At 61.8% G+C, this 24400-nt stretch carries 24 protein-coding genes; 6 read left to right on the top strand and 18 right to left on the bottom strand.

Annotation, left to right across the window (positions count from 1 at the left end; all coding sequences use genetic code 11):
• Positions 1 to 262 precede the first annotated feature (262 nt).
• The 4 genes from CXR00_RS17615 (at position 263) to CXR00_RS17600 (ending at position 1959) form a co-directional block, all read left to right on the top strand.
• Positions 263 to 442: a hypothetical protein gene (locus tag CXR00_RS17615; protein WP_104056309.1), complete on the top strand. Its 180-nt coding sequence runs from the start codon at positions 263 to 265 to the stop codon at positions 440 to 442.
• 102 nt (positions 443 to 544) lie between these two features.
• Positions 545 to 736 (top strand): hypothetical protein, encoded by a 192-nt coding sequence (locus CXR00_RS17610; RefSeq protein ID WP_146068542.1) that lies wholly within the window; start codon positions 545 to 547, stop codon positions 734 to 736.
• A 170-nt stretch (positions 737 to 906) separates the two neighbouring features.
• Positions 907 to 1200: a hypothetical protein gene (locus CXR00_RS17605; RefSeq protein ID WP_104056306.1), complete on the top strand. Its 294-nt coding sequence runs from the start codon at positions 907 to 909 to the stop codon at positions 1198 to 1200.
• Between the two features lie 111 nt (positions 1201 to 1311).
• Positions 1312 to 1959 (top strand): sigma factor-like helix-turn-helix DNA-binding protein, encoded by a 648-nt coding sequence (locus tag CXR00_RS17600; RefSeq protein WP_104056304.1) that lies wholly within the window; start codon positions 1312 to 1314, stop codon positions 1957 to 1959.
• A gap of 130 nt (positions 1960 to 2089) precedes the next feature.
• On the opposite strand, the gene CXR00_RS17595 is transcribed toward CXR00_RS17600, so the two are convergent.
• Positions 2090 to 3190: a hypothetical protein gene (locus CXR00_RS17595; protein WP_104056302.1), complete on the bottom strand. Its 1101-nt coding sequence runs from the start codon at positions 3188 to 3190 to the stop codon at positions 2090 to 2092.
• Between the two features lie 128 nt (positions 3191 to 3318).
• Here CXR00_RS17595 and CXR00_RS17590 point away from each other — a divergent pair, with 128 nt between their 5' ends.
• Positions 3319 to 3612 carry a hypothetical protein gene (locus tag CXR00_RS17590; protein WP_104056301.1) on the top strand — a complete coding sequence of 98 codons (294 nt, stop codon included), beginning with the start codon at positions 3319 to 3321 and terminating at the stop codon, positions 3610 to 3612.
• A 90-nt stretch (positions 3613 to 3702) separates the two neighbouring features.
• On the opposite strand, the gene CXR00_RS17585 is transcribed toward CXR00_RS17590, so the two are convergent.
• The 15 genes from CXR00_RS17585 to CXR00_RS17510 all read right to left on the bottom strand — a co-directional run bounded on the left by CXR00_RS17585 (position 3703) and on the right by CXR00_RS17510 (position 22081).
• Positions 3703 to 5094, bottom strand: a complete 1392-nt coding sequence (locus CXR00_RS17585; RefSeq protein ID WP_104056299.1) for a hypothetical protein — start codon at positions 5092 to 5094, stop codon at positions 3703 to 3705.
• An 82-nt stretch (positions 5095 to 5176) separates the two neighbouring features.
• Positions 5177 to 5395, bottom strand: coding sequence for a hypothetical protein (locus tag CXR00_RS17580; RefSeq protein ID WP_146068540.1), 219 nt, complete (start codon positions 5393 to 5395; stop codon positions 5177 to 5179).
• A complete protein-coding gene (locus CXR00_RS17575) occupies positions 5376 to 6182 on the bottom strand; it encodes a hypothetical protein (RefSeq protein WP_104056295.1) in 807 nt (268 codons plus the stop codon). The genes CXR00_RS17580 and CXR00_RS17575 overlap by 20 nt, the downstream gene beginning before the upstream one ends.
• Before the next feature lie 133 nt (positions 6183 to 6315).
• Complete coding sequence (locus CXR00_RS17570; protein ID WP_104056293.1) at positions 6316 to 6615, bottom strand: hypothetical protein; 300 nt, start codon at positions 6613 to 6615, stop codon at positions 6316 to 6318.
• Between the two features lie 13 nt (positions 6616 to 6628).
• The gene (locus CXR00_RS17565) at positions 6629 to 8935 is read right to left on the bottom strand and encodes an FtsK/SpoIIIE domain-containing protein (RefSeq protein ID WP_104056291.1); all 2307 of its coding nucleotides are present in this window, start codon (positions 8933 to 8935) and stop codon (positions 6629 to 6631) included.
• Between the two features lie 2 nt (positions 8936 to 8937).
• The gene (locus tag CXR00_RS17560; RefSeq protein ID WP_104056289.1) at positions 8938 to 10200 is read right to left on the bottom strand and encodes a CHAP domain-containing protein; all 1263 of its coding nucleotides are present in this window, start codon (positions 10198 to 10200) and stop codon (positions 8938 to 8940) included.
• Positions 10201 to 10206: 6 nt separating this feature from the next.
• Complete coding sequence (locus CXR00_RS17555; RefSeq protein WP_104056288.1) at positions 10207 to 10863, bottom strand: hypothetical protein; 657 nt, start codon at positions 10861 to 10863, stop codon at positions 10207 to 10209.
• Entirely contained in the window at positions 10860 to 13079 is a 2220-nt protein-coding gene (locus tag CXR00_RS17550) for a hypothetical protein (protein ID WP_104056286.1), read from the bottom strand. The genes CXR00_RS17555 and CXR00_RS17550 overlap by 4 nt, the downstream gene beginning before the upstream one ends.
• On the bottom strand, positions 13076 to 15613 hold the full coding sequence (locus CXR00_RS17545; RefSeq protein WP_104056283.1) for an ATP-binding protein: 2538 nt from the start codon (positions 15611 to 15613) through the stop codon (positions 13076 to 13078). Before CXR00_RS17545 ends, CXR00_RS17550 begins: the two co-directional genes overlap by 4 nt.
• A 21-nt stretch (positions 15614 to 15634) precedes the next feature.
• Positions 15635 to 16153 (bottom strand): hypothetical protein, encoded by a 519-nt coding sequence (locus tag CXR00_RS17540; protein WP_104056281.1) that lies wholly within the window; start codon positions 16151 to 16153, stop codon positions 15635 to 15637.
• A gap of 22 nt (positions 16154 to 16175) precedes the next feature.
• A complete protein-coding gene (locus CXR00_RS17535) occupies positions 16176 to 16520 on the bottom strand; it encodes a hypothetical protein (RefSeq protein ID WP_104056279.1) in 345 nt (114 codons plus the stop codon).
• A 31-nt stretch (positions 16521 to 16551) separates the two neighbouring features.
• Positions 16552 to 17532, bottom strand: a complete 981-nt coding sequence (locus CXR00_RS17530) for a conjugal transfer protein (RefSeq protein ID WP_104056277.1) — start codon at positions 17530 to 17532, stop codon at positions 16552 to 16554.
• A 21-nt stretch (positions 17533 to 17553) separates the two neighbouring features.
• Positions 17554 to 19308, bottom strand: coding sequence for a hypothetical protein (locus CXR00_RS17525; protein ID WP_104056275.1), 1755 nt, complete (start codon positions 19306 to 19308; stop codon positions 17554 to 17556).
• Positions 19309 to 20126: 818 nt separating this feature from the next.
• The gene (locus CXR00_RS17515; protein ID WP_104056273.1) at positions 20127 to 21428 is read right to left on the bottom strand and encodes a hypothetical protein; all 1302 of its coding nucleotides are present in this window, start codon (positions 21426 to 21428) and stop codon (positions 20127 to 20129) included.
• Entirely contained in the window at positions 21425 to 22081 is a 657-nt protein-coding gene (locus CXR00_RS17510; protein WP_181032615.1) for a class F sortase, read from the bottom strand. The genes CXR00_RS17515 and CXR00_RS17510 overlap by 4 nt, the downstream gene beginning before the upstream one ends.
• A 103-nt stretch (positions 22082 to 22184) precedes the next feature.
• On the opposite strand from CXR00_RS17510, the gene CXR00_RS18145 reads away from it, so the two are divergent.
• Positions 22185 to 22829, top strand: a complete 645-nt coding sequence (locus CXR00_RS18145) for a hypothetical protein (protein WP_146068704.1) — start codon at positions 22185 to 22187, stop codon at positions 22827 to 22829.
• Here the strand turns inward: CXR00_RS18145 and CXR00_RS17505 are convergent.
• Positions 22752 to 23501 (bottom strand): hypothetical protein, encoded by a 750-nt coding sequence (locus tag CXR00_RS17505; protein ID WP_104056270.1) that lies wholly within the window; start codon positions 23499 to 23501, stop codon positions 22752 to 22754. The genes CXR00_RS18145 and CXR00_RS17505 overlap by 78 nt on opposite strands.
• Entirely contained in the window at positions 23498 to 24229 is a 732-nt protein-coding gene (locus CXR00_RS17500; RefSeq protein ID WP_104056268.1) for a hypothetical protein, read from the bottom strand. The genes CXR00_RS17505 and CXR00_RS17500 overlap by 4 nt, the downstream gene beginning before the upstream one ends.
• Positions 24230 to 24400 lie beyond the last annotated feature (171 nt).

Raw genomic sequence — 24400 nt, 5'->3', positions numbered from 1 at the left:
TACGAATCCGGGCCGCTAAAGGAGGCGCGGCGAGAAGTGCGGGCCGCCTGGCTGGAAGTCGCCGCCGCCCACGGGATCGACCCCGACAGATTTTAGGCACAACCCCCGGCACGCATCCGTCTTGTCCCCTCCCTACTGGGGGAGCCGGCCCAGTCAATATTTTTTCTAGCCCCCCTTGTGTAAATAACTAAAGCCCTACTAGAATAAGGATATAGATACTCCCGGAGGCCAAAAGGCCCCCACCTTCCGAAAGGAGGCCACCGTGGCCACCTCCCCCGTCACCGTCACCACCCGCGAAGGAGCCGCTTGGGCTCGCTGGACAGAGTTCCGCACCTGCCGCCTGGAGGCGGAAGCACGGGGAGCGGACGCCGCCACCGTCTTCCGTTGCGAGGAAGCGGAGCGGGAAGCCCATATGGCCTACGTAGCCGCTCGGGAGACCTAGACCCGCGCCGCCGTGTCCGGCCCGCTCGGGTCGGACACGGCGCCGCCAACGAATAACGGGGCGCTCGTCCCGCTCAGCCGGAAACCAGTGAAGGGAACCAAAATGCAGCACTACCTCACAGACGGACGCAGCAGCACTTATCTCTGCGGAGCCAACGCATGGGGACGCCGGAACACCCGCACGGACTGCGACGAAAACCAGACCACCTGCCGCCGCTGCCTGGGCAGCCCGGATCACCCCAGCCAGCAGACAGAACTGAACACCACCGCCGATACAGCAGCAGGCGCCCGCTAAGACCAACGCGACCGGTGGGGGTTGCACCTCCAACCCCCCCACCGCCACCGACCAAACCCCAGCGCGCTCCGCCAAATTCTCGACACCGAACCCCTGATTCTCACCCTCGCGCTCGCAGCCGTGATCTATGAGAACAGCGGCCCCTGAGCAACCGAAAGGATGCACCAGCCATGCCAAAACAGCCCCCCACCCCGGCCGAATACGCGCGCATGTACTGGCCCCAGCAGCAGCAAGCGGTGAGGCTGCTAAACGCTCAACGCGCCTACCTCCGCGAGTTTGAAACCAATCTCCTAGCCGAATTCAAACGCCGTCTCGAATCAGCGGCCGCCCACATAAACGAGATCCACGGGGATCCCGAAGCAATCCGACGCCGCCAGGAAGCAGACGCCGAAGTCGCCGCGCACCACCGCAAAAAACGTGCCGAACGGCAACGCGGACACGACACCGGGCGGATCCCCCACTAAGCCAGGGGTAGAGGGGGGTGGAGGTCCACCCCCCTCTACCTGTTTATGTATCTAGCGGGGCTAGAGTTAGTCCAAAAGGCCCGGCACCCCAACAAAAAAGGACACACACCCATGCCCACAGATCCCGCCCACGCAAACGTGCCGGCAGGCGTCCACCCCGCGCTCACCCTCGAAGAAGCAGCCCAGCGCGTCGGCATGAAAACCGCCTACTTCCGCACCACCATGACCAAACTCAACGCCGGCGGCCGTGACCTCCGCACACCGCCCAAAGCCGGCGAGCGCGCCCGGAAGTACGACGTAGACAAGCTCGACGCCTGGAAGGCCGAAGGCTGCCCCATCCCCAAGGACACCCTGAGCATCCCGAAAGCGAAGCCAGGAGCCCGGGAAGTCGCTGCCACTGCCACCCGTAAAGGCCCCCAATGGGTAGTGGAACTGCCCGAAATCGGCCAGGGCACCCAAACCGAAAACCTACGCAACGCGCACCGAATCTCCCACGCGCTCGCCGTCGAAAAACTCGGCCTGGCCCCCGATGAAGTGACCGTGAATCTCACTATCAATCTGCCCGACGACGCCGCCGCTAAATGGAACCAGGCCAAGGAACGCGAGCGCGAAGCACGCGAAGCCGCCGCGGAAGCCTCTACCCTCAGCCGGCAGGTAGTCCAAGACCTCAAAGCCCAGGGCCTCACGCTGCAAGACATTAGCGAGCTGCTGGGCCTGAGCGTGCAGCGCGTCCACCAGCTCAACCAGGACGCCCGCTAAACGCTTCCACAGGTGTTGTCCCATCCAACGATGTCCGCGTAGACGGGGGGGAACACCTGTTCCCCCCCCCGGACGGGCGCTGCACTACAACACCCTAGACACCCTCCAATGGGCGCTCGCCGCCCGCGGGCTAACTTCTCTCCTGGTTGGCGCTAGTACCGTCTGCCTCAGGATCTGTAGGTCCCATTGAGTCGATCTGGGATCGTGCCTCAGGAGAGTATTTGATCAGGAAAACTCCGGTTTCTTTCTGTACTTTCCATGCGCCACCCAGGCTTGTCAGAATGATCCCGGTCAATACTGGGTTCCCTAGCAGGCCCACAACGAGGAGCAAAAAGGCTGCGTACCCCATGAGTGCCCGTGCGGTCATGATGTTTGCTCGTGTCTTTGGCAGGAATTTTTCAATACCCCAGGAGGCTAGGAAGGCTCTAAGGGCTCCCTCGTCCTCGGCTAGCTGTTCAAGCTGTTGCTCGGATTCTTTATCCAGCTCTACGCCGTCGAACCTGTTGGCAATCTCCGCGAACCGTTCGGGTGAAGCCGTTTCCGCTCCTGACAGTCGTTCTGCTGCCCATTGGGATAGTTCTACTGCGGCAGGGCCAAATTTCTTGTATTCAGGGGTCTCCAGCAGGGGCCGAAGCATGGCACTCAGAGCGGGACTGTGCACCGTGTGAGGCAGCATGCCGACTATCCGCTCCGCATGTACCTGTTCTACGAGGCGCTGCGCGGCCACCACCTGCCCCATCCAAGGCCCCAGCTGACTAGCAAAACGCTGCATTGTCACCAGCTGGGCGGTTATTGGCGCCATCTGCACGGCCAGACGCTGCGCGGCTGAATGCTCCGCGACCATCGGCGCCAGCTGCGCCGCAAAACGTTGCGCGGCCACCGCTTGCTCTGCCAAAGGCCCCAGCTGACTAGCAAAACGCTGCGCCATCGCCACCTGTTCAGCCATCGGCGCCAGCTGCGCCGCAAAACGTTGCGCGGCCACCGCTTGCTCTGCCAAAGGCCCCAGCTGACTAGCAAAACGCTGCGCCATCGCCACCTGTTCAGCCATCGGCGCCAGCTGCGCCGCAAAACGTTGCGCGGCCACCGCTTGCTCTGCCAAAGGCCCCAGCTGACTAGCAAAACGCTGCGCCATCGCCACCTGTTCAGCCATCGGCGCCAGCAACTTTGAATACTGCGCCGCCAGCGTCTGCCCACGAGCGGCGCTTCCTCGACGTTCCGGTTTTTCGTTCATAGGTCTAAGCGTGTGTAGGTCCTTTGAAAAACGGAAAAGCCGACACGCCGGCGTCACATTTTTGGAGCCGGAGACTAGTCTCCGGCTCCCCATACCGAAGTGTCACCGCCCGATGCCATCCTGTAAACGTGAACAAGGTAGACCCCAAGGCAGCATCTGAAATCTTCAACACCCCGCGCATCGGCGGCCCGCCCCCCGGGAAAGTAACCCACGCCCCCTACCGCCAGGAGCCCTATATCCGGGTGACTTACCGGGACGGCAGCACCCGGGACGGCAAGGCCGTCGCCTGGACCCCTGCCTGGGTTCTGTTCCACACCAAAAAAGGATCCGTCCACGCGGAATGGGTACCAGCCCCCGCCGTCACCCGCATCACCCGTGAAGAATCAGACTGGCAAGACCCCTACGACGTACTAGCCGCCTGAAAACGCCTCTCCCGGCCACGCGGCCCCAGACGCTCGCCGCGGGGCTTCCTGGGATAGCTATTCCGGGATCCCAGGAAGCCAGCCCGCTAACTATCCCTTTTTGGCCTGGGGTGCGAATTCAAGGTTTACGTCCCGGATTGGGTAGACGTGTTCCACGGATGCCGGCGCGGTTTTTGAACTGCTTGACTCGGATTTGAGGGTTCCAACCATTTTCACGTCAGCTGAGAATGTTGCCTGTGGCGACGTTGCCGGCACTTGGTACCAGATTTCCTGACCTCCGCCGAAGATGCCTTGATTGAGGTCTCCTAGTTCCCCGGTGATGTTTGCACCGTCAACCTGCACCGTTGGAGCTTCGATTGTCTTGGTCAGGCTGTAGACGCCGCTCGTGTAGGTTTCCCCGTCCCATTCCGGTCCGCGGGTGGTGGTGCTGAGGCTGACTTTGAGCCAGGACATTCCGGCCGCGGGCCACTTTCGCTGATCGTCGTAGGCCAGCCGTTCTGCTTTCACGTTGTAAGTGAGATTTCCGGTGAAGGTGTTATCTGCCTTGGCCGGGTTCATGGCCATTTCCCCGCTGCGGCTGTCGGATTGCTTGGGTTCTGTCTCCAAATTGCTGTACAGGCCGGCCGCCACGGCTTCATCCGTGCGGGTCAGATCTGACAGTGCCAGGTCTTGATCCAACCCGTCATAGGTCAACCGGAGCAACGCTTTTTCGGGATCCCCGGCCACCGGGACAACGACTGTTTGCCCTTCTGCGGTTTCAATCGGATACGTCTTGTCCCCAATGACCACGGCCATTGCTGACACGTCCGAAGAAGGCTTGAATCCGCTGAGTTCGGAGAAGTTGATCGTCAGGAACTGTGTGCCTTCTGGAGCCTGCTGCCGGTTGGTGGCGTCCCCTATGCGCTCAGATATTGCTGTGCTGACCACGCTCACGTTTCCCACAGGGCTTTTCAAGATTCCCGGCTTGGCGGTTGATGATTCCGCTTCGGCCGGCGCCTGGGCGACGGGCAGCCAGAAGGGGGTATCTTTCTCCGCTACCGGAGCATCCGGCTCGTCCAGAGCCAGCTCAGCGGGGGGTTCCTTATCGTCTGGCCTGTACAGCTCAGTGTTCGCCTGCAATTCCTGGCCAGGGGTGAAGATGCTCAGGTGCTTTAGGGTGTGTTTGTTCCCGTCTGCGGATGCCTCCCACTGTGCCCCGTCCCAGGTTGTCTCGTCGTCTCCGAGGTAGTGCACCGGCCCGCATACTGCGGTCTCTGCAACAGTGTCCTCGCTGACTTGGAGGTAACAGCGCGAGTCGTCGCTGACGTTCGCTTTCACCCCGTCAGTGATGGCTTGCTTCCATGCGGCGTCGATTTCTTCCAGGGACTTCTCTACGTCGGAAAGTTCCTGCCCTTGATAGATCAGCTGAGGGCCGCCGCAACCGGTCAAACCGATGATTGAGACAAGGCCGGCGATGGACGCGGCCGTGAGTTTCTTCTTCATGTTTGTTTCCCCCTGCTGAGGTGTAGCTCTAGGTGGTTGGCCCATCCGGTAGACGGCCGGTTAGTTGCTTTTCGGGATCCGTCTACGGTTCCGTTTTTTCTGTGTTTGCGGCTTCTCGATTGGCGCGGGCGCGGTCTGTTTTTGAGGCAGCATAGCCACGGAACCAGGCTTCCTGGCGTTGGATGCTCTCCTCAGACTCGCGCTTATAGGGGTTCTCTTTGGGGGATTCCCCGGCAAGGTAGGCGCGGTAGCCGGCACGCTGGATTTCGAGCACTTCGCTCCTAGTAATTTCTGTGGGCATGTTCCCATCCTTGGGTTCGGTTGCGGTAGGAAGCGTCATAGTCCGAGGACCAACCAAACATCCCATACCGGAACGATGCCAGGGTGTGCCGGCCGTTGACGGCGAACCAGGCATTTAGCTCCTCCGAGCCGTACTTTTTCACCCGTGACACCGGCCCGGTAAACAGGCTCATGGAGTCGATACCGGCCGCGCGGCCCTTTTCGTTCAGGTGAAAGGAAACCTCTGATTCGCATTTGGCGTATTGGCTGTACACGTAGTTGTCGTACTCCTCCCGCGCCACCTCGTGCGGGGTGAGTTTCCGCTGCTTGCGCTGCGTGGGGTTGGTCAGCTCGTTGCCCAGCCCATAAGGCGGTTCAGACTGCTGCCAGGCCGAAGAATCGTTCTCCTGCCCGCCCTCGGACCGCTCGCGTTCATCAACCAGCAGCTCCAGTTTTTCCATTGCCTCTGGATCATCGGCGTGCCGCTCGTAAAGCTCCGCCACCTCATCCCAGGAAAGCTCCCGGACAGATTCCGGCGTGAGGCTGTCGGCCGCGGACGGCCGCGGCGCCGGCAGCGCGTGGAATGTCTTGGGCTCGGCGCTGTCCTCATCCTTAACCGCGCTGGCCGGCGGTTTCGCGCCCGGCCGGCCCGTGGCCGGGATGGCAAGCTGCTCCCGGGATCCCAGGCGCTCGTGCGCCGTGTAGAGGCGTTCCAGTGCGCTGTTTAGCTTCTCGTCCGGGGCGCCGTCGTGTTCGAGGCGGTCAACACGCCGCTCCAGCCGGCGGATCGAGGTTTTCGCGTTGGCCACCGCAGCTACGTGCGGATTGTCGTGGTACGGACACCGGCGCTTAGCGTGGTGTGGTTGTCCCGGGCCGGGATTTGCTGCCCTACACATCGTCTTGTCCCTTCTGTGTGAGTGTTCGCGGTTATCGTGGCGCGGTTCAGGACCGGCCGGCGTCGGCCTTCTTGCGCGGCTTGAACCGGGCATACCCAAACCCGATAGTGCACGCGAGCGCGGCGATGGCGACGACGCGCACCAGGTCCAGGCCGGCGTTTTCGGTGACGGGGATCAGTGCGCTCGCTGGTTCGACCATGATGCTGTGGCTGATCAGCCAGGCGGCGGCTGTGGCTGATTGGGCGCTGACCCAGGCGCCGGCTGCTGCCAGGATTACCGGGACCATGAAAGCGGCGATGTTGATTAGGGCGAGTTCTTCGTTTTCGTTGTTCGCTAGGTTGCTCATCGTTCTCTCCTTCTCAGGCTTCGTCGTCGTCGTTGCCGCTGCGTGTTTGAACTGTGGCGCTGGCGGGTACTTCCACAGTGACTTCCTGGCCTTCGTCGTCGTATCCGACAAACAGGAATGAGCCGGGGCCGGCGGGGTGGGTTTCGGCGATCATGATTTCCGTGCCGATCTGGTCAAACGTTGCGTATTGGCCAGCGGTGAGTTCGGCAGCGGTGCTTATGAACGTGTTGCCGTCGTCGGGGACGGTGACCAGCTCGGGCTCGGGTTCAGGGATCAGGGATTGCCGGGATGCCTTGACCTGTTGCGGTTGTGCGGCTCCCTGGGGGGCTTTCTGGGCTGGGAACCTGCGGGCGATGGCTGCGGCGACGGTGCTGCCGTAGGCCAGGCTTTGATCCGGTGTTGGGGCCGGGAACAGGGCCAGTCCTTCCTCGAATGAGTCAGCTGCCTGGAGGCGGCGGGGTTCAGTCTGTGTGCCGGGACGGGCCTGGGCACGGAACCGGCGGGATTCTTCGCTGGCCACGGGATCAAGGATGAGTTCGTGTCCGCTGGAGTCGATCAGCTTGGCTTCCAGCAGATCCGTCCAGCTGATTTCCGGGCCTTCCTCGGCGTCGGTGACGGTCGGTGTCGGGGGCTGGATCCTCTTGCGGCTGTAGACCTCGTTGGGCGGTGTCATGGCGGCGATGATGCCGGGGTGGTAGTCGTCGTGGTTGGGGTCGGGGTTGGCGTTGTACGTTGCCTGGATCATCGTGGGCTTGCCGTCGATCAGTGATACGGCGCGGCCCTGGATCGGCGGGACTTGGCAGCCGATGGCGTAGTTATCCCACATCATGTAGGAGCCGGCAGCGGATTTGAGCTGTCCCAGACTGATGCGGGCGCCGAAGTTATCGCGCAGCTCGCCGTCAATGATGGTTGTGTCAGGGCGCTGCATACCAAACACCAGGTGGATCTTTGCCGAACGGGCCAGCCGGCCCAGGTTTCCCAGCCATTCCAGCACCGGGGGTTTGGCGCGCATGCCCTTGGCCTTGGTCTCGGCGTAACGCTGATCTACCGCGGCCAGGAAGGACGTTACCTCGTCAATGACCAGCGCAATCGGGTCCAGCTCCTCGGCGCGGATCTTGCCGGCCCGGATCAGGTTGTAGCGTTCCTTCATTGTTTCGTGGGCCAGGTAAACCAGGCGGATCTGGGCGTCTACTTCCTGGGCGAGGAATTCGACGTTGCGCCAGTCCTTGTAGCCAAGGAACTCGATTTCCTTGCCGTCCACCAGCCACACCCGCCAGCCGGCCTGGGTTAGTCCCTGGATAACGCCGTGCTCACAGATGGTTTTACCGCCACCGGTGCCGCCGATGATCAGCAGGTGTGAGTCACGGGCGGGCCGCCAGGTTGCTTGGGTGCCGTTGGGGCCGATACCCAGGGGAACCTCGAACTGTCGGTATGCGCGGTGGTCGGCCATCATCTGCCCGGCGCCGGCCGGCGGCAGAACGATCCCCGGCAGCGGTCGGGAGCGGAACAGTGAGAAACGGTCTTCGCTGGGGTGGGCGGCGAACTTGAAATTTTTATCCGGCAGCTGGGACAGCAGGCGGGCGCCGGCTTGGTTTTGCTTGCCGGTTAGGGCGACGTCGATTCCCCGGATCCCGGTAATGTCCGCGGAAACAAGGTAGTTCTCATCCTTTTCATCCCAGGTGTAGGCCACCCGGGCGCTGGCGCCGAAAACTTCCTTGGCGGCCCTGGTGAAACGGTCCTCCACTGCTTCCCGGCCGGTGAGCTTCACGGCGGTCTCTTTGGGTTTGGGTGTGAAAATGTACCGGCCGGGTTTGCCCTTCTTGGCGGTGACTGTGTACTGGATGCCCTCCAGTCGGGACAGGATGGCGGTGATCGTCTCCAGCCGGGCCGGGTCGATCATGGCCAGGAAACGGGCGTTCAGGACGATCCTGCGGGCCGGGCCGGGCGTGGTGAGCGTGCCGCGTCCATACCGGCTGGCCACCAGGGTTTTTCCGGCCTGGCTCTCCAGCCGCTCCGGCAGAGGCTGGCCAACCGCAGCCGCGACAGCCTGCCGCATGGCGGCGGGACGGGCGGAGGTTTTCAGCCAGTGCCGGCGGGTGGCGATGATCAGGGCCACGGTTCCCAGGACACCGGCAGCAGCCAGGAGAACCACCAGGGTCTGCGAGCGCCCGGCGATGATCAGGATGCTGCACAGTGCGGTGGTGAGGCTGATGCCTAGGCCGGCGGTGGAGACGATCCGGGGGCGCTGGGGATCGTAGAAGTTATCCCTGTAGCTGGGGATCTGTGTGGGTGTCTTTCCAAACGGCGTCGTTGCGCTCATGGTTATCTGCTCTCCGGGACGTAGAGGTAAGCGTTGACTTCGCTGGGGTCGATGGCCGTCATTCGGCGGCTGTATTCGTGCCCGGGCGGGGCGTAGTAGGAGTTGTTGTATTCGGAGATGATGACTTTGCCCTCGGGGGTGACTTCATCGACCCAGCCGACGTGGCCGGCGGATCCGATGCCGTCTCCGCCGAACGCTCCCCACCAGGCCACGGAATCGACCTTGGGGACGGTGGAGACTGTCCAGCCGGAGGCTTCCCAGGCTGCTTTCCATTGCCCACCGTTTCCCTTCTGATGCCCGCCGTAGTGGTTATCGAAGATGATGTTTTCGGCGGTTCCGCCCATTGCCTCGTTGACCTTCCAGGAGGAGTAACTGGTGCATTCGCCGTAGTAGAAGTTCATCGGGTCGATGTTGTACACGAGCGGGGGCGGGGCCAGGTGGTCCCAGGGGTAGGTGTTGCCTTCCGTGGTGGATTTCCCGGGGACACCGCCGCCGCCGCCGGATCCTCCGCCGGGCGCGCAGCCGCCGGGTACGGGCTCCTCGGTGCCGCCGGGTGCCGGTACTGCGGGGGTGTCGCCGGTGCGCCAATCCTGTTTGCTCTCGTCGGCCGGCCGGTCCACGTTGATGCCGGCTTCTTCGATCACCGTGCCCGCGGTTACGTAGCTGGCGGCGTAGTGGTTGGGGTTTCTGTTGCGCTGCACCTTGTTGATGGTCAGGGTGATTTCCGCGGTCTCCCAGTTCGGGACGGTGACCAGGCCCTCCGTGGTGCCTTGGTGGTTGGCTCCCAGGAAAAAACTCGTGGTCGCGTATTCGGGGTTCATGACCTGTTCCACGGTTCCCCAGCTCGGCGTCTGCTGCTGAAACAGGCCCTTGGAGGTGGTGGGGGTTCCGCCTGGGTTTAGGACTCCTTGATCCTCGTCTCCGTGGTCGAGGTTGATCAGGGTGGATTCACCCATAGCGGCGATGATGGCGATTTTTGAGGCTGTACCGGACAGGCCAAGGTTGGTGGCAGTTTGGTCGATGATCTTGGCGTTGCTGATCTGTTCCTGGCGGAACTCCTCAGGTGGCCGCAGGCCGGGGTCTGGGACTGCGCCGGGAAATCCTGGGGCGCCGGGGGTGCATGCCTCTGAGGTTTGGCTGGAGCCGCCGAAAATGACGCCTACGATCATCATGCCCATCACCAGGACTCCAACCAGGAGGACGGCGACGGCAGCCAGCAGCAGCGGCAGCCAGGGGTTTTTATCTCGCGATTTTTCCTTCAACATGCCGGCCTACTTCTCCACCCGCTGCCAGCTATCCAGCTGCGCGGTGTTGATAAGCCAGCCCTGGTCAGTGAGCTGGGCCTGTACACGGTAGGCGAGGCGGTAGCTGCCGTAGTCCTGGGTATCCACGGTTACCTGCACATGGCGGGACCAGCGCAGCGGCGTATCAACACCCCAGTCTTCGATGTTCTCCCCTACTTCGACTTTGGAGACCGCGGCAGGGGCTTTACCCTCCAGGGCTGCGTTGGTGAGGTCGGGCAGCTGCGCGGCCAGATCCGGGACCAGCCACGGCTGAGCGGCTTCCTGCCAGCTCTTATCCGTTTCACTCTCGCGGTAGTTGTAGACCGTCAGGAAAGCCTCGGCCACCGCTGCCGCGTCCTGGGTGTCTGGTGACGGCGGGGCCGGTGCCGTTATTTCCTGCCGCTCGTACTGCACAGGGGTCGGCTGCGACGGGGCCTGTGGACCGTCCGGGGCCACCTGGGAAAACCCGTTGTCCAGGTCAGTGTCTGGACTCGCGCTCGCGGCCGGGGCCGGCTCTTGATTCCCGGTGGTGGTTTCGCTGTCGGCTCCGGCCTGGGTGTCTGTGTTTTGGGCGGCGAAGTAGAACGCGATGATCAGGGCCGCGGCTACGGCGAAGGCTGCCCACGCTGCTTTTTTGGCGTTCATCCGTTTTCGCCTCTTTCTGCTGCGTGGTTCGTCTTGGACCGGTTTTGCATCTGGTAGGCGGCTGTGTGGATGGTTGCCTGCCGGCGGCTGCGTGACTGTGCCGGCCCATTCGCCGGGGCCTCCCAGGAGCGGGCTGCTTTGATGCCGGAGGGAAGGGTTTCGACAACCTGGCCGGTCAGGATTTTGTTGGTCGATCCGTTGCGGTGGACACGCACGTTTCCGTACTGCCCGGTGGGCAGTGTGGAGCGCTGCTGGGTGGGCTGTGCACTGCCGGCCTTGGTCGGTCCGGTCTCGGATGGGCCGCTTTGGGGCTCGGACTGTTTGGCTGCGGCTGCGGCCTCGCTGGCTGTGGTTCCAGCCGGCTGTACGGGCGTTTTGGCGGGCTTGGCGGGCTTGTCGGGAACAGTGTCGCCTGTTGCCGGTACTCGGTCCCCTGTCGGCCGGTTCAGCTGTTCTGAGGTTCGCAGCGTCCGCGCCTGGGCCGGGTTGTTTGCCGGCTGCGGGCCGGATACCGGGTTATCTGCCGGGGCCGTGTTTTGGCCCATCGGGATTGCTCCACCCTCGTCGCGCACGTAGTCGGGATTCGCTGCTGCCGGGGATGCGGCCAGGCTCATGCGTGAGGGGCGGTAGGACTGGGTAGGAGGCGCGGCTCCAGCTTCGGGGTTTTGCATGCCGGCGCGGTTCTGGGCCAGGTGCCCGGCTACGAACCAGCCCGCGGCAGCCATCCGGGTTGCGGCCACACTGGCGCCGCCGGTTGCCCCTGCCGCTGCTACCTGGAACCCCTTGCTCATGGCCCGGGTAGCGGCGCGGTTTCTCAGGTGACTGCCCGCGGCCCGTTTTCCGACACCGGCCACCTGGGACGCCTTCTGTGAGAACACGGAAGGTTTCATTTCCGGTGCCTTGTTCATCGGGGATCCGCCCAGGACCTTTGCCAGGCGCTGCGCGACGGACTTGCCCTGACGTTTCAGGCTCCAGAACGTCAGCGCCAGCCCCAGCAGGACCAGCCCGAAAATAAGGTTGGCGATCATCATGACGGTCGCGCCCAGAGCGGAGTAGAGCTTGCCAACCAGCCACAGGTAGAGGCTGAGCATGAAAATGTAGGCGCCGATCATAAACACGTTCACCAGCAGCTGGAGAAAAGCGTTAACAAACGCTTGCCGGCCGCCGCCTGGGAAAACAGCCAGGTGAACGCGGAAAACCGTGTTGATCAGTCCCAAACCGGCCAGCAGCACGTCTTTGAGGACGAAGAACAGGAACACCACGACCAGGGCCAGCAGTCCGCCGGTGGAAATCGAGAACATGACCAGGAAGGCGAAAATGTCGAACCCGTCAGTTTCGTTGGCCTTTTTCAGGTCGCCGTTGCACCCCAGCACCGCTTTACGCAGCCCCTCGGCGTCCTCCCCCGCTTTGGCTTTGTCGTCCCAGGTGCTGGAGCAGCTGTCCCCTTCCAGGTTGGAACCGAACGAGAGCATCAGCGCCGGGGTACGGACGGCTATATCAACTATTTGCCCCGACACCGGGTTGGCGGATGCTTCGGCGCCTTCCTCGGTCCCGGACACTGCCGCCGAACCGGCTTCGGTGCCGTAGTCAGATGAGGTGCCGATCCAGGACTTGATCTGATCGGACGGGTTGGCAATGGGGCTGGAGACCAGGCCGACGAATACGGCGACGATGGCAATTTCCAGGATGGCTGCGCCCATCTTTCCGCGCAGCAGTCCCCAGGAGATTGTCAGGGCGGCGATGAAGATGCCCAGGCCGACGATTCCGGTTTGATCCATCAGCCCCTGGATCGTGTTGGCCAGCAGGATGAACGGAGACAGGATCCAGTCCACCCACTCCAGGGACAAGATGAAATTGCACAGCGCGAGGATGGCGTAAACGCTGACCGTGTAGATCATCCAGGCGAACCGCATAATCAGGCCGCGGATCTGCCGGGTGACGTAGATGCTCTGCCCGTAGTCCAGGGGCAGGGTGGTGTACTGGCCGACCGGCACGCCGTGGGTGTCCGTGATGCCGCCCAGGGGAAGCCAATAGGTGTTGAGGGAGGTGGTTTGCTCCTCCTCATCCGCGGCAATTGCCATTGTGGCGTTGGCCATCTGGCAGAGGAAACAGGTCAGGAAAATGCCCAGGAAGAAGCGGGTTTTGCGGTGGAAGGAAAGCCAGATCCAGGCGCGCAGCAGGGCGTCCTGGGCGGGGGTGGCCGATACTGTGCTCATGCTTCTGCCTCGATCCTGATTTTGGGAGGACTGGTCAGCACAGTTGCGGCCCGGTTAGAGGCCCGCGGGATCAGGACTTTGATCTTTCCGATCCGGCTGAGGTGGTCCCGGAACAGGGCTTCACCGCGGCGGTGCTCTGGCACGGATCCTGAGGAGTCCATCGGGGAAAGATCCTTGGTTATCAGGTCGATGTATTCCTCCGTGGCGTAGCTGGGATCCAGCCATTCCAGGTTTTGCCGGGCCAGCTGTGCATCGCGGGTACGGAAAATCGCGCGCTGGGGGATCAGACCGCGCAGTTCAGGCGGCCCAAGTTCCAGGGCGGAGTGGGTTCCCAGCAGCACCGCGCCTTTGTGCTTACGTCCGGTTTTCAGGGCCTCGCTGATCGTTGCGGTTCCCTCCGGGGATCCGGTCATGTGGTGGCACTCATCGACGGCGAACAGTGTTTCGTGGGAGTCGTCGGCGTACATGATGTTGCGTCCGACGCTGGCCAGGTAGGCGTAGGAGGCGCGGCCCATTGTCTTATCCAGGCTCATTTCCTTGCGGGCCTGGGCGTTGTTCAGCTCCTCCATCGTCGGCAGTGCCATCCCGTGTGTGCAGAACACTGTTGCCTGGGCGGAGAAGTCCATCGGCGGCAGGTCGGGATTGAAGAACGTTTCGCCAAAATCAATATCGGCAAAAACGTCCATCAGCCGTGCAACCCGGCGGGCAACGTCCCTGTCTGCGGGATCGACGGCGGCGGATGCCAGGTGGTCTTTCAAGTGCCCAAGCGAACCGATTTCCAGTTCATTGTTCAGCAGCTTTTTCAGCTCGGCGTTGAGGATGATTCCCTCATCGTCTTTTACCGAGACTCCAAGCATTGTGGTGAGCAGGTTCAGGGTTTCGCGTACACGCTGGGCGGGAGCGCGGTAGATCCGCAGCGGATCCAGGGACCAGTCCGGGGCCATGAAATCAACGACGTTGGCCGTGGTCAGCGATTGGGCCAGGTTCCGCCATTCCTGGTTATCGGAGTGATCGACCGCGATCATCTGGGCGCCTCGGTCGATGCTGTGACTGGCAATGGTTTTCATGCCCACGGACTTGCCCGAGCCCAGCTCCCCCACAAAAGCCATCGACCCGGAAACGTCGTTTTCCGCCAGGCCGCCAAGGTTGACCAGCACCGGGGAGAATCGGCCGGTGGTGACGTTGGTGCCAAAGCGGAACCCGTGCGGCATCCCCAGCATGTCGTTGGTCAGCGGCACTCCCATCGAGAAGTTACGCCCGGTGGTGATTTGGGCGAACTCATTGGAGACCGAGGAGATGGTGGTCCCGGGCCAGAAGTCCCAGAACAGCTTTTCCTGCCCGCCCAGGGGAACGTCCAGCGTCCACTCGTCCGAGGTGTAGAGGTCTCTCAGATCCTTCATTTCATCCATCGCCAGCTCCGGGGTGGGAGCCGAGGAGGAGAAAATGATCGACGCTGCCACTTCGACCTCGCGGTCGGTGGCGCTCAGCTCCTCCGCATATTCCTGGAGTGCCCGGGCGGACTTGTCGATTTCGGCGTTGCCTCCAACGATGGAGTTTTCCCCAGCCTGCCTCTGCTTGTACTGGTCTTTGAGGTTGTTCTCCGCCCGCCGGTTTTTCGCCTTGACCTTATCGGCAGACGTGATCACCAGGCGCAGCGCAAAATCAATGTCGTGAGAGATGGATGCTGCGAAGTTCACGAACTCCGCGCCAGGGAAAACGAACCCTGCCTGAGGCGTCAGCCCCATGATGGAAAACTGCTGATAGCTCGGTTCAGTGTCCCCTGTTTCGACCTTCACGAAACGCCGCTTGAACAGCTTCATCTGCGGCATCTTTTCATCCGCCAGATCTGTCAGCCCGCCCTCGTCCAGCAGCGGATCCTCCAGGCAGCTCGACGGGTTAATCCAGTCCTCCACCTCAGCGATTCCCTGGTGATCGTAGGGAAGCGTGGACTCCACGCCGCGGCTCACCAGGTGATGGGTGATCCAGCGCAGCGCCGAGATCCCGACCCTCTGCGCCTGGAAACTGGCCGGAATGCTCTTTTCGATCTGCGCCATCCGAGTTTTCCAGGTGGTGAACTGCCGTTCTGCCGGCGGCCGGATCGTCAGCCGGGCAGCTTCCGAAAGGGTCAGATCCACGCTGCGCCGGAAGGTGCTCCACAGCTCATTTGGCGTCTTATAGGTCAAGGGCGCGATCAGGAAGTACAGGCGCTCGCCGGCGGGGTTTACGGCCAGATCCTGGTAGGTGAGGCTGCACTCCTCCAGCCACTGCGGGGAGGGATCCTGTACGTCTTTGAGCATTTTGCCCATAAGGGTTTCCGGTGAGCTGGTGGTAACCAGTCCCAGCAGTGTTGCCTCTCCCGTCAGCGCCTGGAAAAAGTCCTGGTGCTTGGCACGCACGGATTCCTTCTGGGCGATGGTGCCCAGCCCGTATGCCTGGCCTTCGAGCTTCCAAATGCCGTAGGCCACGCCGTCGCGGGTGACGAAGATGTTTTCGCGCATCCAGCGGACCGGTTGGCGGATGTTGTCTTTTGCCATGTGAGGCTCCTAGCGATTTTTTTAGCGGGCTGTGGTCAGATCGGCGGTGAGCCGATCCAGCCCGGAGTTGATCTGTACGTGCTCGATGGCCGGCCCGTTTCGGTGCCCGGAGTCCGTGGCATCCGTTTCCGGGGCCGTGGCTGCCGGCGCTTTTTTGGGCTTCTTCTTCGGCTTGGTTTTGGAGTAGGTGGCCGGCAGTTTCTGTCCGCGGTATTTCCCGGTCCGCGGACGGAGCATCAGGGCCATCGAGCAGTTGATCAGGTTGATGATTGATCGGCGGGATCCGGGCATCCTGCCCACCCCGTAAGTGATCCCTACGGCCGCGGCAGCAATAAACAGCACGTCCGTGATGGCGCCCTGGGTCCACAGTGGCCGGGAGATAAACCCAACAACCACGGTCACGATGCCAACGATGAACTGAGTCACCGTGTAGGGGCCGCCGGGGATGGCCTCACCGGCAGGAGTCACGCCGATCAGCTGCTGGAATTTGCGCGCTGCGGTGTAGAACCTTCCCGTCTGAACGTGGTCCTGGTTGCTCATGGGTTTATCTCCCGGTCTCGGCTTAGATTCGTGTGGTCAGTGCTGCGCGCGCGTAGGTGATCATCTGGTTGGCCGTATCCATTCCCACCGTTTCCCCCGCGGCACGCTCGGAGAAGAACGAGATGAGCATGGGCAGGGCCGCAATCAGGCCGCCGACGATGATTCCCATAACCACGGATCCGACGTTCTTACCCCTCCAAGCGATGATCAGGGCGACGATCAGACCGAGAACGACCAGGATTCCCTGGATGGCGGTCTGCGTTGCGGCGGTTTTTTCGTTTACCCAGTCGAAAACGCCTGCTGCCTGCGGTGAGGTGGAAGCGGCAGCAATTTTGTCTGTGGCGGTGGCGATAGCGGTGCTGAACATGATGGTGGCTCCTTGAGTTCTAGGGATGGGGTTACTTCGACAGTGCCGGGGCTGAGTTGAGTGACTGGATCTCCCAGCGCCCATCCCGGACTTTCAGGCTCAGTACGTACTGAGCTGGCTTGGTGGTGGTATCTCGGGTGAGGTTCATATCGACCAGAACCTCCGCAGTTTGGCCGGCGACGGGGGTGCCATCTTCCACCTCGGATACGGACTGGATTGTTTTGACTTTCGCCTGGGTCCAGTACGCGGGGGTGATGGCGCTGATCGTGGTTTCCGGGCTCACGTAGCGGGTGACGTCTCCCTGACCGGTGAGGTACGCGGTCATGAAATCAGCCACAGTGGCCTGGATTTCCTTATTAGCCACGCGGCTCGTGTAACCCAGTTGAGGGGCGTCTCCGACCGCTGGCACTGAGACAGGGGCCGGCATCCCTGCCGGGGCCATTTCCTCCCCCTGGGTCTGTACGGCGATCTGATACCAGTACGGGGTCCAGGTGACTGTTTCCTTCCCGGCATCGTCCATTTCGACGGTTTTGAGCGAAGCGGAAACAACCACTGTGGTCAGCCCTCCGGGCGCATCCTCAATGCTGGCAACAGTCATATCTCGGTACTCGGTGGGGGTGGTTCCTACCAGGCTGGAGCCGGTGACGTTGGCGTACCGGTCCAGTTCGTCGTGGTCTGTGCTGGTAGCCGTCAGCCACGCGGCCAGGTAGGACTGTGCGAACGCGCCGGCTTCCTGCTGCTTAGCACCCAGGCCGACCTCTGTACTCGCCTGTACCTGGGGCGGCGGGCTGGTGAAAGCGAGGAATCCGCACAGGGCTCCCAGCGAAACGAGAACCGTCAATCCGTAGACAGCCCATCTGCCGGCGTCTGATGCCCAGGACTGGACGACGGTGCCGTTGCCGGCGGTTGTCGTGTGCTGCTGGGGCTTCTTCTTTTGTTTCCTGGTGGATCCGGCGGGGGACAAGACTGTCCCGGCGGATTGCTTTGATTTCTTGGATCTGATGCTTTTCACGCGATTTTCCTTCCTGCTGAGCTAGAGCTTTTTGGAGGCTTGCCGGGCTGCCTTGGCGATCTCGAATTGGTCATTTTCGAGTGCCCGGCCTGTGGTGTCGTCAAGCACTTGGCGGAGCTGTTGAACTATTCGGTCCCGGTGCTCGTCTGCCCATTCGGCGCAGCCTTGCAGGGGTGTCTGGATTGAGTGGCAGGCCACGAGCGTTGCCTGTGGGTTTCCTTCCTGAGTCAGTGCGTTGATGATCCGGTTCAGGTCGGTGTCCAGGTGGTCGATTTCCCACGCAGTGTCATTGCGGAAGGATGCCGGGAGCGCTTCCTTGATCTTTTTTGCCGTTCGGCTGCGGCGTATGCGGGCGGTGTTGCCTTCGTTTTCCGCTTCCGGCCACAGCTTCTGCGATAGCTCTACGGCATCGCTGGAACGTCCGTTCAGGCTCAGGTAGGCCACAGCTTCCGCCGGCTTGCCTGTCACCGCTGATCCGTTGTCGCTGTGCAGCTGGGGCTGGCCCAAGAGGCACAGGGGCGCCGCGAAGTTCTGGGACAGTTTGGCTGCCGGTTCCGCCTGGACGGGTTCAGCTTGGGCAGGTTCGGGTTCAGCCTGTTCAGGTTCAGCTGCTGCTGCCGGCGGTTCTGGAGCGGGTTCGGCGGGTTCAGGTTCAGCTGCTGCTGCCGGTTCTGCCTGGATGGTCTCAGCCTGGGCGGGTTCGGGTTCAGCCGGCTTTTCGTGATCAGGGGTGACGCTCTCGAAATTCACGAGCGCTTCAAGCTCTGCCACGCTAATGCTTGGGGTTGCTTCCGGCGACGTTTTTGGAGCTGCGGGTGTGGCCGGCAGGAAGTCCTCTATGGTGAGTGATTCAACGGCCTGCTGGGCTTCCTTGGCTTCTTCCAGGTGTTTCTTCCAGGTCAGCTCCATTGCTTCGTACAGGGCATCTCCCTCACCAACGAGGTTGGGCCAGATCTTCATTCCGTCCGGTGTGGCGTTGAGGATGGTGGCTCCGCCGTCGTCGTCTTCGGAAATGAACATCGCCAGCTCGGTTACGACGGTATCTGTGAGCATTCCAACGTTCAGGCCACGCAGCCGCTCGTAGGATTTGAGGCTGGCATCGCTGGATCCCATCACGTAGAGGGTTGAGGTCGTGCCGGCCAGATCGTCTGCGATGATCTGCTCCACGGATTCCACCAGGTGAAAGCGTGATTCGTCGTGATAGTGAGTCAGGAAATTGACCAGTTTGGGGCCTAACTCCCTGTAGCCAACCAACCAGATGTGGTGTTCTTTGGCCCACGGTTCGGTGGCCTGTTCCATGACCTGCCCGACCATAAGCGCAGTTGAGAACCGGTCCAGGCCGGCAGAGCCCAGGACCTGCCAGCGGTTGGTATTAAGCAGCACCTTGGCACCTGCCAGGGAATTACCGATAGCGGTCAGCGCCGCTGTCTGCTCTCCGTAGATGGTTCCGGTCGAGAGTCCCAGGGCGTCGTTGTGGGTGATGCCCCAATGGTCTTGGTGTTCCTCGGATACCTGCCAAAACGGAGGATCCAGGTGCACGTCCCCGCCGAATGTCAGAGTGATTTCCTCCACTTTGATCAATCCGAGTTCCACGATGGGCAGCTCCGGCCGGTCCCCGAAGTAGAAGGCGATTTTTTCCATCGCGTCCAGGGCAGTGCCAACCGGGGTGTGCGTAATAGAGTCGGTCGAGGAAGGGATGATCTTGTTTCGGCGGTCTTTTTTTACGCCTTCCTGGAAAATCCACTGATCGATTTTTTCCTCGCGGTCGCTGCCCATCGTGTCCTCCTTTGCTGTAGGTCGTTACTTGTTCTGTGCCAGGTGTTTGCCCTGGGAACGCTTCATAAGCCCGGCTCGGGTTAGCAGGCCGGTTCCCAGGAGAAGGGCTGATCCCAGTACCCAGTTGGTCGGATCCGTGCCTGCTCGCCCTGCTCCTCCCGCGTTGACGTGGCGGGGGTTGGTGTAGGCCGCGGGGTCTGCCTGTGCCGTTCCCTGGAGGTGAGGTTCAGGGATGGCGGGAGCCGGGGTACCGGGGGGTACCGGCGCCGGATTGGCAGACCCCGCGGGGCCGGTTCCCGCGCCGGGGACCGGCGCGGAAGGTTCGCCCGGCGCGGGGGCCGGGGCAGGTGCAGGGGCCGGCTGCGGAGCCGGCGCTGGTTCGGGTGCCGGGTCCCCCGGTACAGGGATTTCCGGTTCAGGAGTGGGCTCGGGTGCCGGTTCAGGTGCGGGCTCGGGTGCCGGTTCAGGATCCGGCACGGGTGCCGGTTCAGGATCCGGCTCAGGTGCGGGCTCAGGTGCCGGGGGCACGGGGATTTCCGGCTCCTCCGGCCCGGGGGTGGGACCCGGTGCCGGCTCAGGCTCCGGCTCGGGCTCCGGCTCCGGTGGAACAGGAATTACCGGTTCCTCACCTTCAAAAGGCGGAACCTGTGGCGGCTCCTCATCTAGGACCGGCAGGATAACTACCGGCACCTGAGCCGCCAGTTCTGCAACTGCGGCAGGGGATTCCACAACAGGGATTTCAGCGGCATAGCCGGCGCTGACGGAGCCGAGTGTGAAAACGGAAGCTACAGCAGCGGTAGCTAGGATCTGGGGCGCCTTCATTTTTCTGTCCTTAGGTTGGTAACGGTGCCTGCGGCGACGGAGTAATTCTTTGAAACGGCGTCTGGCAGCTCGGGGAACCGGCCGCCGCCAGTGGCTGATTCCCAGCCCTCAGCTGCCGGGCAAAGGATCGTGGCGTTTACTTGCTCAAAGCCCTGGCAAACCTGCTCGATCAGGTCTCCTTCGAGGTATCGGTCCGATCCCACCCAGACGATCCCCGAACGGACAATGACCTCGGCAGCACCAATGTCCTCTTTCAGCACCGCCTCCCCTGATCCCACGTCATGAGTGGTGAGTAAGCGGGCATCTCCGCGAGACCAGACAACGACCACGCGGCTATCCGTGGCGCTGACTAACTGGGTGATAGCTGCCTCCGGCTCCGGGGCTTTCAGGTCCAAGGAACGCTCACCGATTAGAGCTTTGCCTGGGCTCTCGATCAGAACCACGTCCTCATCGACAGCAGCAAGAACCGCCTGAGTGGCCATAAACGGGCGCTTTGCGCCGTCAGCGGTGAAATACTCGCTGCCCTGGACAATCACCGGCTCCGTGCCGCGGGCGTTTAATACGCCATCAACCGCTTTCACGCTGTCCTCGCGCAGAATAATGACCTGACCGGCGCCGGTATCAAACGCGCTCGCCGTCTGCCCCTCGATAAAGCGGATCTGCTCGGGGTTTGGAACGTCATAGCTTTCCCCCACCTGTTCCCCTGTTTCGGCATCCAATACGCGAATAGTGGTTCCTTCGGCGGTAATGATCCGGTCTCCCAGTACCACTAATGCGTCTTGTCCCCCGGGCAGCTTCCAGCCGCTGGAGGTGGGGGTGGGTGTGGGTGTAGTAGCAGCGGCCGGATCCCCACCATTGTCCGAACCGGGGAAAGCGAGCGCGGCGCCGGTTCCCAGGGCGAGGATTAGAGCTACTGCTCCTGCCACGCGCAGCGGTGTGATTTTCCGGCGGTCTGTTTCCGCTGGTTCCTCGGTGGACGCTGGTTCTGTCGGTGCCGGCGGCGCGGTGACTGCTGCGGCTGGGGCTGGAGTTGGAACGGTGGCCTGGGTACTGGTTCCCAGGTTTCCCTCCAGGCTGTCGCTGCTAACGGGGCGGGTGCGCCCCTGCTTGTCCAGTTCCAGGGAGATGATCTGTTCCCCGTCGTGGACGTTGATACGGGCTGGGAAGCGCTTGGTAAGGGACAGTATTTCGGCAACGGCTTCCTGCGGGCTGCGCGCCTGGGAGGGTTCGCCGTTGATCGTCCAGGGGTTACCCGGGACAACGGTATACAGCTCGGGGTTTTTCTTTCCCGGTTTCATGCCGCAACCTCCGCCGGTATGGCTTCAAGGATGAGGTTGTAGCGGTAGGCAAAAAGATCATCGCCGCTGGCATCGTTGACTGAGGGACCGGAGCAGGTGACCAGTACCAGGGCGGGGTTTCCCTCCGTGGTGTATATGCCGGTGGTCTCGATCTGTTCCTGGGGAACGGTGTACATATCGGTCAGTATGTACTCGCGCTGCTGTCCCTGTGCATCTGCTGCATAGATGTGATCGCAGGGGCCGGCGGTGTGCAGCTGGCCAAAGGGTGAGAGTTTTCCGGTGCTGTGTCCATCCTCGGGGGCGTAGTCCACATGGCCGGCGATAACGGTTTTTCCTGAGCCGGCGCCGAGCGGCACGGACTGGTCGAACCGGACCGTTTGGGGTGCGTCGGGCAGTGCGGAGAGATTGGCGCTGATTCCCACGGGAACCTCAACACCGATGCTGGGGACCGTGAGCTGGCCTGCCGCTGGCGTTTTGTCCGGGGTTTGAGAGGAAAGATCGCAGTTCTGGGCACGGAATTCAGTTGCCGGCCGCGGCGCGTATGTCAGGCCGTTGTCAGTAGTGCCCACGTAACCCTGACGCGGGTAGGTAATCGTCAGCCCGTCGTCGTCGGTGGCGGTGACCGAGCCGGTATTGTGACTGGTCAGACCCACAGTAGATCCCACGACAAGAACTGCGCCGGCGGCTGCATATCCAGCCCGTTTGCCAACTAATGAAAGACGATTCAACGTCAGACCCCCCGGTACCTCAGTGTTAGTGGCCCTCACAACCACACCTTCACAATATCAGCAAAACCGGAGATATAGCGTTTATATGAACAAGTTGTTGGATAAGTCTGCCACCGTCGTCGCTGAGGTGCTGTCCCCGTTCGTCCTGGTGGGGCTGCTGCTGGCAGTGGTGGCGCTGCGCTACGAGAATCACCCCGCCCTCATAGCCGGCGGGCTCCTTTTTTTCCTGGTCCTGATCCCTCAGGCGCTCGCTTTATGGATGGCCCGCACCGAGAGAGTCACCGATAAATTCATGGTCAGGCGGGAGCAGCGACACCTGTTCTACGGCCTGTCTGCCGGCTCTTTTCTCGTTGGCATCGTGTTCGCCTGGATTGCCCAGGCATCATGGGAGGTGCGCTTTTCTTCTGCCTACGCGCTCGGGATCCTGGCAGTGGTGGCAGTGATCAACCTTCGGCTGAAGATCAGCGTTCATTCCCTGGCGGCGTCATTTACAGCACTGTGCGCGCCTATCGTGCTCGGGTATCCGGCCGCAGCTTTCGTCCTGGTGCCGGCCGCATTGTGTGTGCCGTGGGCAAGAGTCCGTCACGGCCGCCATTCAGCGCTGGAAGCGGGCAGCGGCTTTCTGCTGGGCCTGCTGGCGGGCGCTACGTTCTGCGCTCTTTTGATGCGATAGCACCGGGATGGCAATAAGGGCTGTCATCAGTCCCAATTCTGTAATCAGGACCAGGATCTCCCTGGTGACAATCAATCCTGGGTAGAAATAAGTGACGACGTAGCTAAGCATCGCCGCAACAGAAGTTGTGTAGCCGATGATCATGGCCCAGTAAACGATGATCAGGGAACGGATCCGGGTTTCCTTCACGACTCCCAGCAACAGTGGGACCAGGGTGATCGCCGGCACCCAAAGCGTCATTATGTTGAACACCCAGTAGCCGATCCATGCCGGCTCGTTGGTGAATGCGTTCAGGCCGCGCGAGGTCGTATCAGCGTCAAGCAGAACGAAACTGCCAGTGGCACCTATCGCGGCAATGATGGGTACCCAGTTGCTCAGAGTTGCTGGCTTTGGGCGATTCCTAAAAAAGGGTTCGGCCAGCACAACGGTGTAAATCCAGCTCGCGCCCAAAAACAGCAGATGAGAGGTCAGGTTCAGGTAGTTCCGCCCGCCAAGGGCGGCATCGAGCGTGGGGTAGATCCAGCTAAGTGACGTGCCCAGCATCCACACACCGGAGACCTGCACCCAAAACAGCGGGGCGTAGGTCTTTCCCGATTTCGGCCTCATCCGCAGACAAATACTAAGCAGCAAGGCCGCAATAGTTATCAGGGACACCGCATCGGTGATCTTCATTGCAATTTCCTCAAATGGTCCTCCGCGATCCGGTTATCCACGAGAATACGGCTTGTGTACCGTGCCTGCTTTTGGACCAGGGCAAGAAGGTCATCATCTGAAATCGACAGCAACGCATCTTCCCGGATCGTGTCCGCGTATCCGACTTCCCGGGGTGTCAGCTTGGTGGCCAACACGAGTGCGTAGACGGGATCCATCCCAAGAGCTGTAAACCCGTCGATAGCCTCATCCACCTCGAACTTGGCACGGCTGTTGAGTTTACCGCTGAGAGTGGAGGAGGTTCGCAATTGCAACGCGGATTTGAGAACGTCGCGGGCGTTCTCCGGCCCGGCCACGTCGATCCAACTGGAAAAACGGGCGTGATAACTGTCCCAGGGCCCTAGATCCGTGTGGGCCGGCGCCCTAATCAGCAGCCGATCTGAAAGCTCTTGAAAAACGTGGCCCGGATTCAGTGAGGCAACAATTTCCATCTGGGAAGGTGCGGAGCGTGCGGCAGTGAGGTGTTTCCATCGCGGGATCCGCGCCAGCTCCTCCAGGGGATTGAGGCCGCGTTTGCGGGCCACATTGATCACCAGCTGGGCATCAACCTCGTTGCGGGTGCGCTGCATACTGATGGTGACGCCGCGAAAATCTGCGTCTCTGGCCACCGTTGCCCAGGTAAGTTTTTCGCCAAAACTGTTGTACAGCGGAGCGGCCCATGCCGAGAGTTCATCCGTGGTCAGACGCACCCGCCGACCTCCTGCCGCTGTAAATACACCCGTTCTACATTATCCGCACGGGACAACTCCAGGTTGAATGAGTCAGCTAATAACGTCTCTGGCTAGGCAAAAAGGGTAAACGACCAGCATTTATTGCAGGGGCGGGATCTTCACAGGCTCAATTCCCTGCCCACTTATCTC

The sequence above is a fragment of the Arthrobacter sp. 9E16 genome (assembly GCF_002929435.1).
Lineage (GTDB): Bacteria > Actinomycetota > Actinomycetes > Actinomycetales > Micrococcaceae > Arthrobacter_B > Arthrobacter_B sunyaminii.
Note: the sequence above shows the minus strand (reverse complement) of the source record. Positions and strands in the feature narration are given on the sequence as shown.

Excerpts from the sequence above, each read along its gene's own strand:
- CXR00_RS17610 (WP_146068542.1), top strand. The coding sequence starts at position 545 with ATGCAGCACTACCTCACAGACGGACGCAGCAGCACTTATCTCTGCGGA.
- CXR00_RS17605 (WP_104056306.1), top strand. The coding sequence starts at position 907 with ATGCCAAAACAGCCCCCCACCCCGGCCGAATACGCGCGCATGTACTGG.
- CXR00_RS17600 (WP_104056304.1), top strand. The coding sequence starts at position 1,312 with ATGCCCACAGATCCCGCCCACGCAAACGTGCCGGCAGGCGTCCACCCC.
- CXR00_RS17595 (WP_104056302.1), bottom strand. The coding sequence starts at position 3,190 with ATGAACGAAAAACCGGAACGTCGAGGAAGCGCCGCTCGTGGGCAGACG.
- CXR00_RS17585 (WP_104056299.1), bottom strand. The coding sequence starts at position 5,094 with ATGAAGAAGAAACTCACGGCCGCGTCCATCGCCGGCCTTGTCTCAATC.
- CXR00_RS17580 (WP_146068540.1), bottom strand. The coding sequence starts at position 5,395 with ATGCCCACAGAAATTACTAGGAGCGAAGTGCTCGAAATCCAGCGTGCC.
- CXR00_RS17570 (WP_104056293.1), bottom strand. The coding sequence starts at position 6,615 with ATGAGCAACCTAGCGAACAACGAAAACGAAGAACTCGCCCTAATCAAC.
- CXR00_RS17565 (WP_104056291.1), bottom strand. The coding sequence starts at position 8,935 with ATGAGCGCAACGACGCCGTTTGGAAAGACACCCACACAGATCCCCAGC.
- CXR00_RS17560 (WP_104056289.1), bottom strand. The coding sequence starts at position 10,200 with ATGTTGAAGGAAAAATCGCGAGATAAAAACCCCTGGCTGCCGCTGCTG.
- CXR00_RS17555 (WP_104056288.1), bottom strand. The coding sequence starts at position 10,863 with ATGAACGCCAAAAAAGCAGCGTGGGCAGCCTTCGCCGTAGCCGCGGCC.
- CXR00_RS17550 (WP_104056286.1), bottom strand. The coding sequence starts at position 13,079 with ATGAGCACAGTATCGGCCACCCCCGCCCAGGACGCCCTGCTGCGCGCC.
- CXR00_RS17545 (WP_104056283.1), bottom strand. The coding sequence starts at position 15,613 with ATGGCAAAAGACAACATCCGCCAACCGGTCCGCTGGATGCGCGAAAAC.
- CXR00_RS17540 (WP_104056281.1), bottom strand. The coding sequence starts at position 16,153 with ATGAGCAACCAGGACCACGTTCAGACGGGAAGGTTCTACACCGCAGCG.
- CXR00_RS17535 (WP_104056279.1), bottom strand. The coding sequence starts at position 16,520 with ATGTTCAGCACCGCTATCGCCACCGCCACAGACAAAATTGCTGCCGCT.
- CXR00_RS17525 (WP_104056275.1), bottom strand. The coding sequence starts at position 19,308 with ATGGGCAGCGACCGCGAGGAAAAAATCGATCAGTGGATTTTCCAGGAA.
- CXR00_RS17515 (WP_104056273.1), bottom strand. The coding sequence starts at position 21,428 with ATGAAACCGGGAAAGAAAAACCCCGAGCTGTATACCGTTGTCCCGGGT.
- CXR00_RS17505 (WP_104056270.1), bottom strand. The coding sequence starts at position 23,501 with ATGAAGATCACCGATGCGGTGTCCCTGATAACTATTGCGGCCTTGCTG.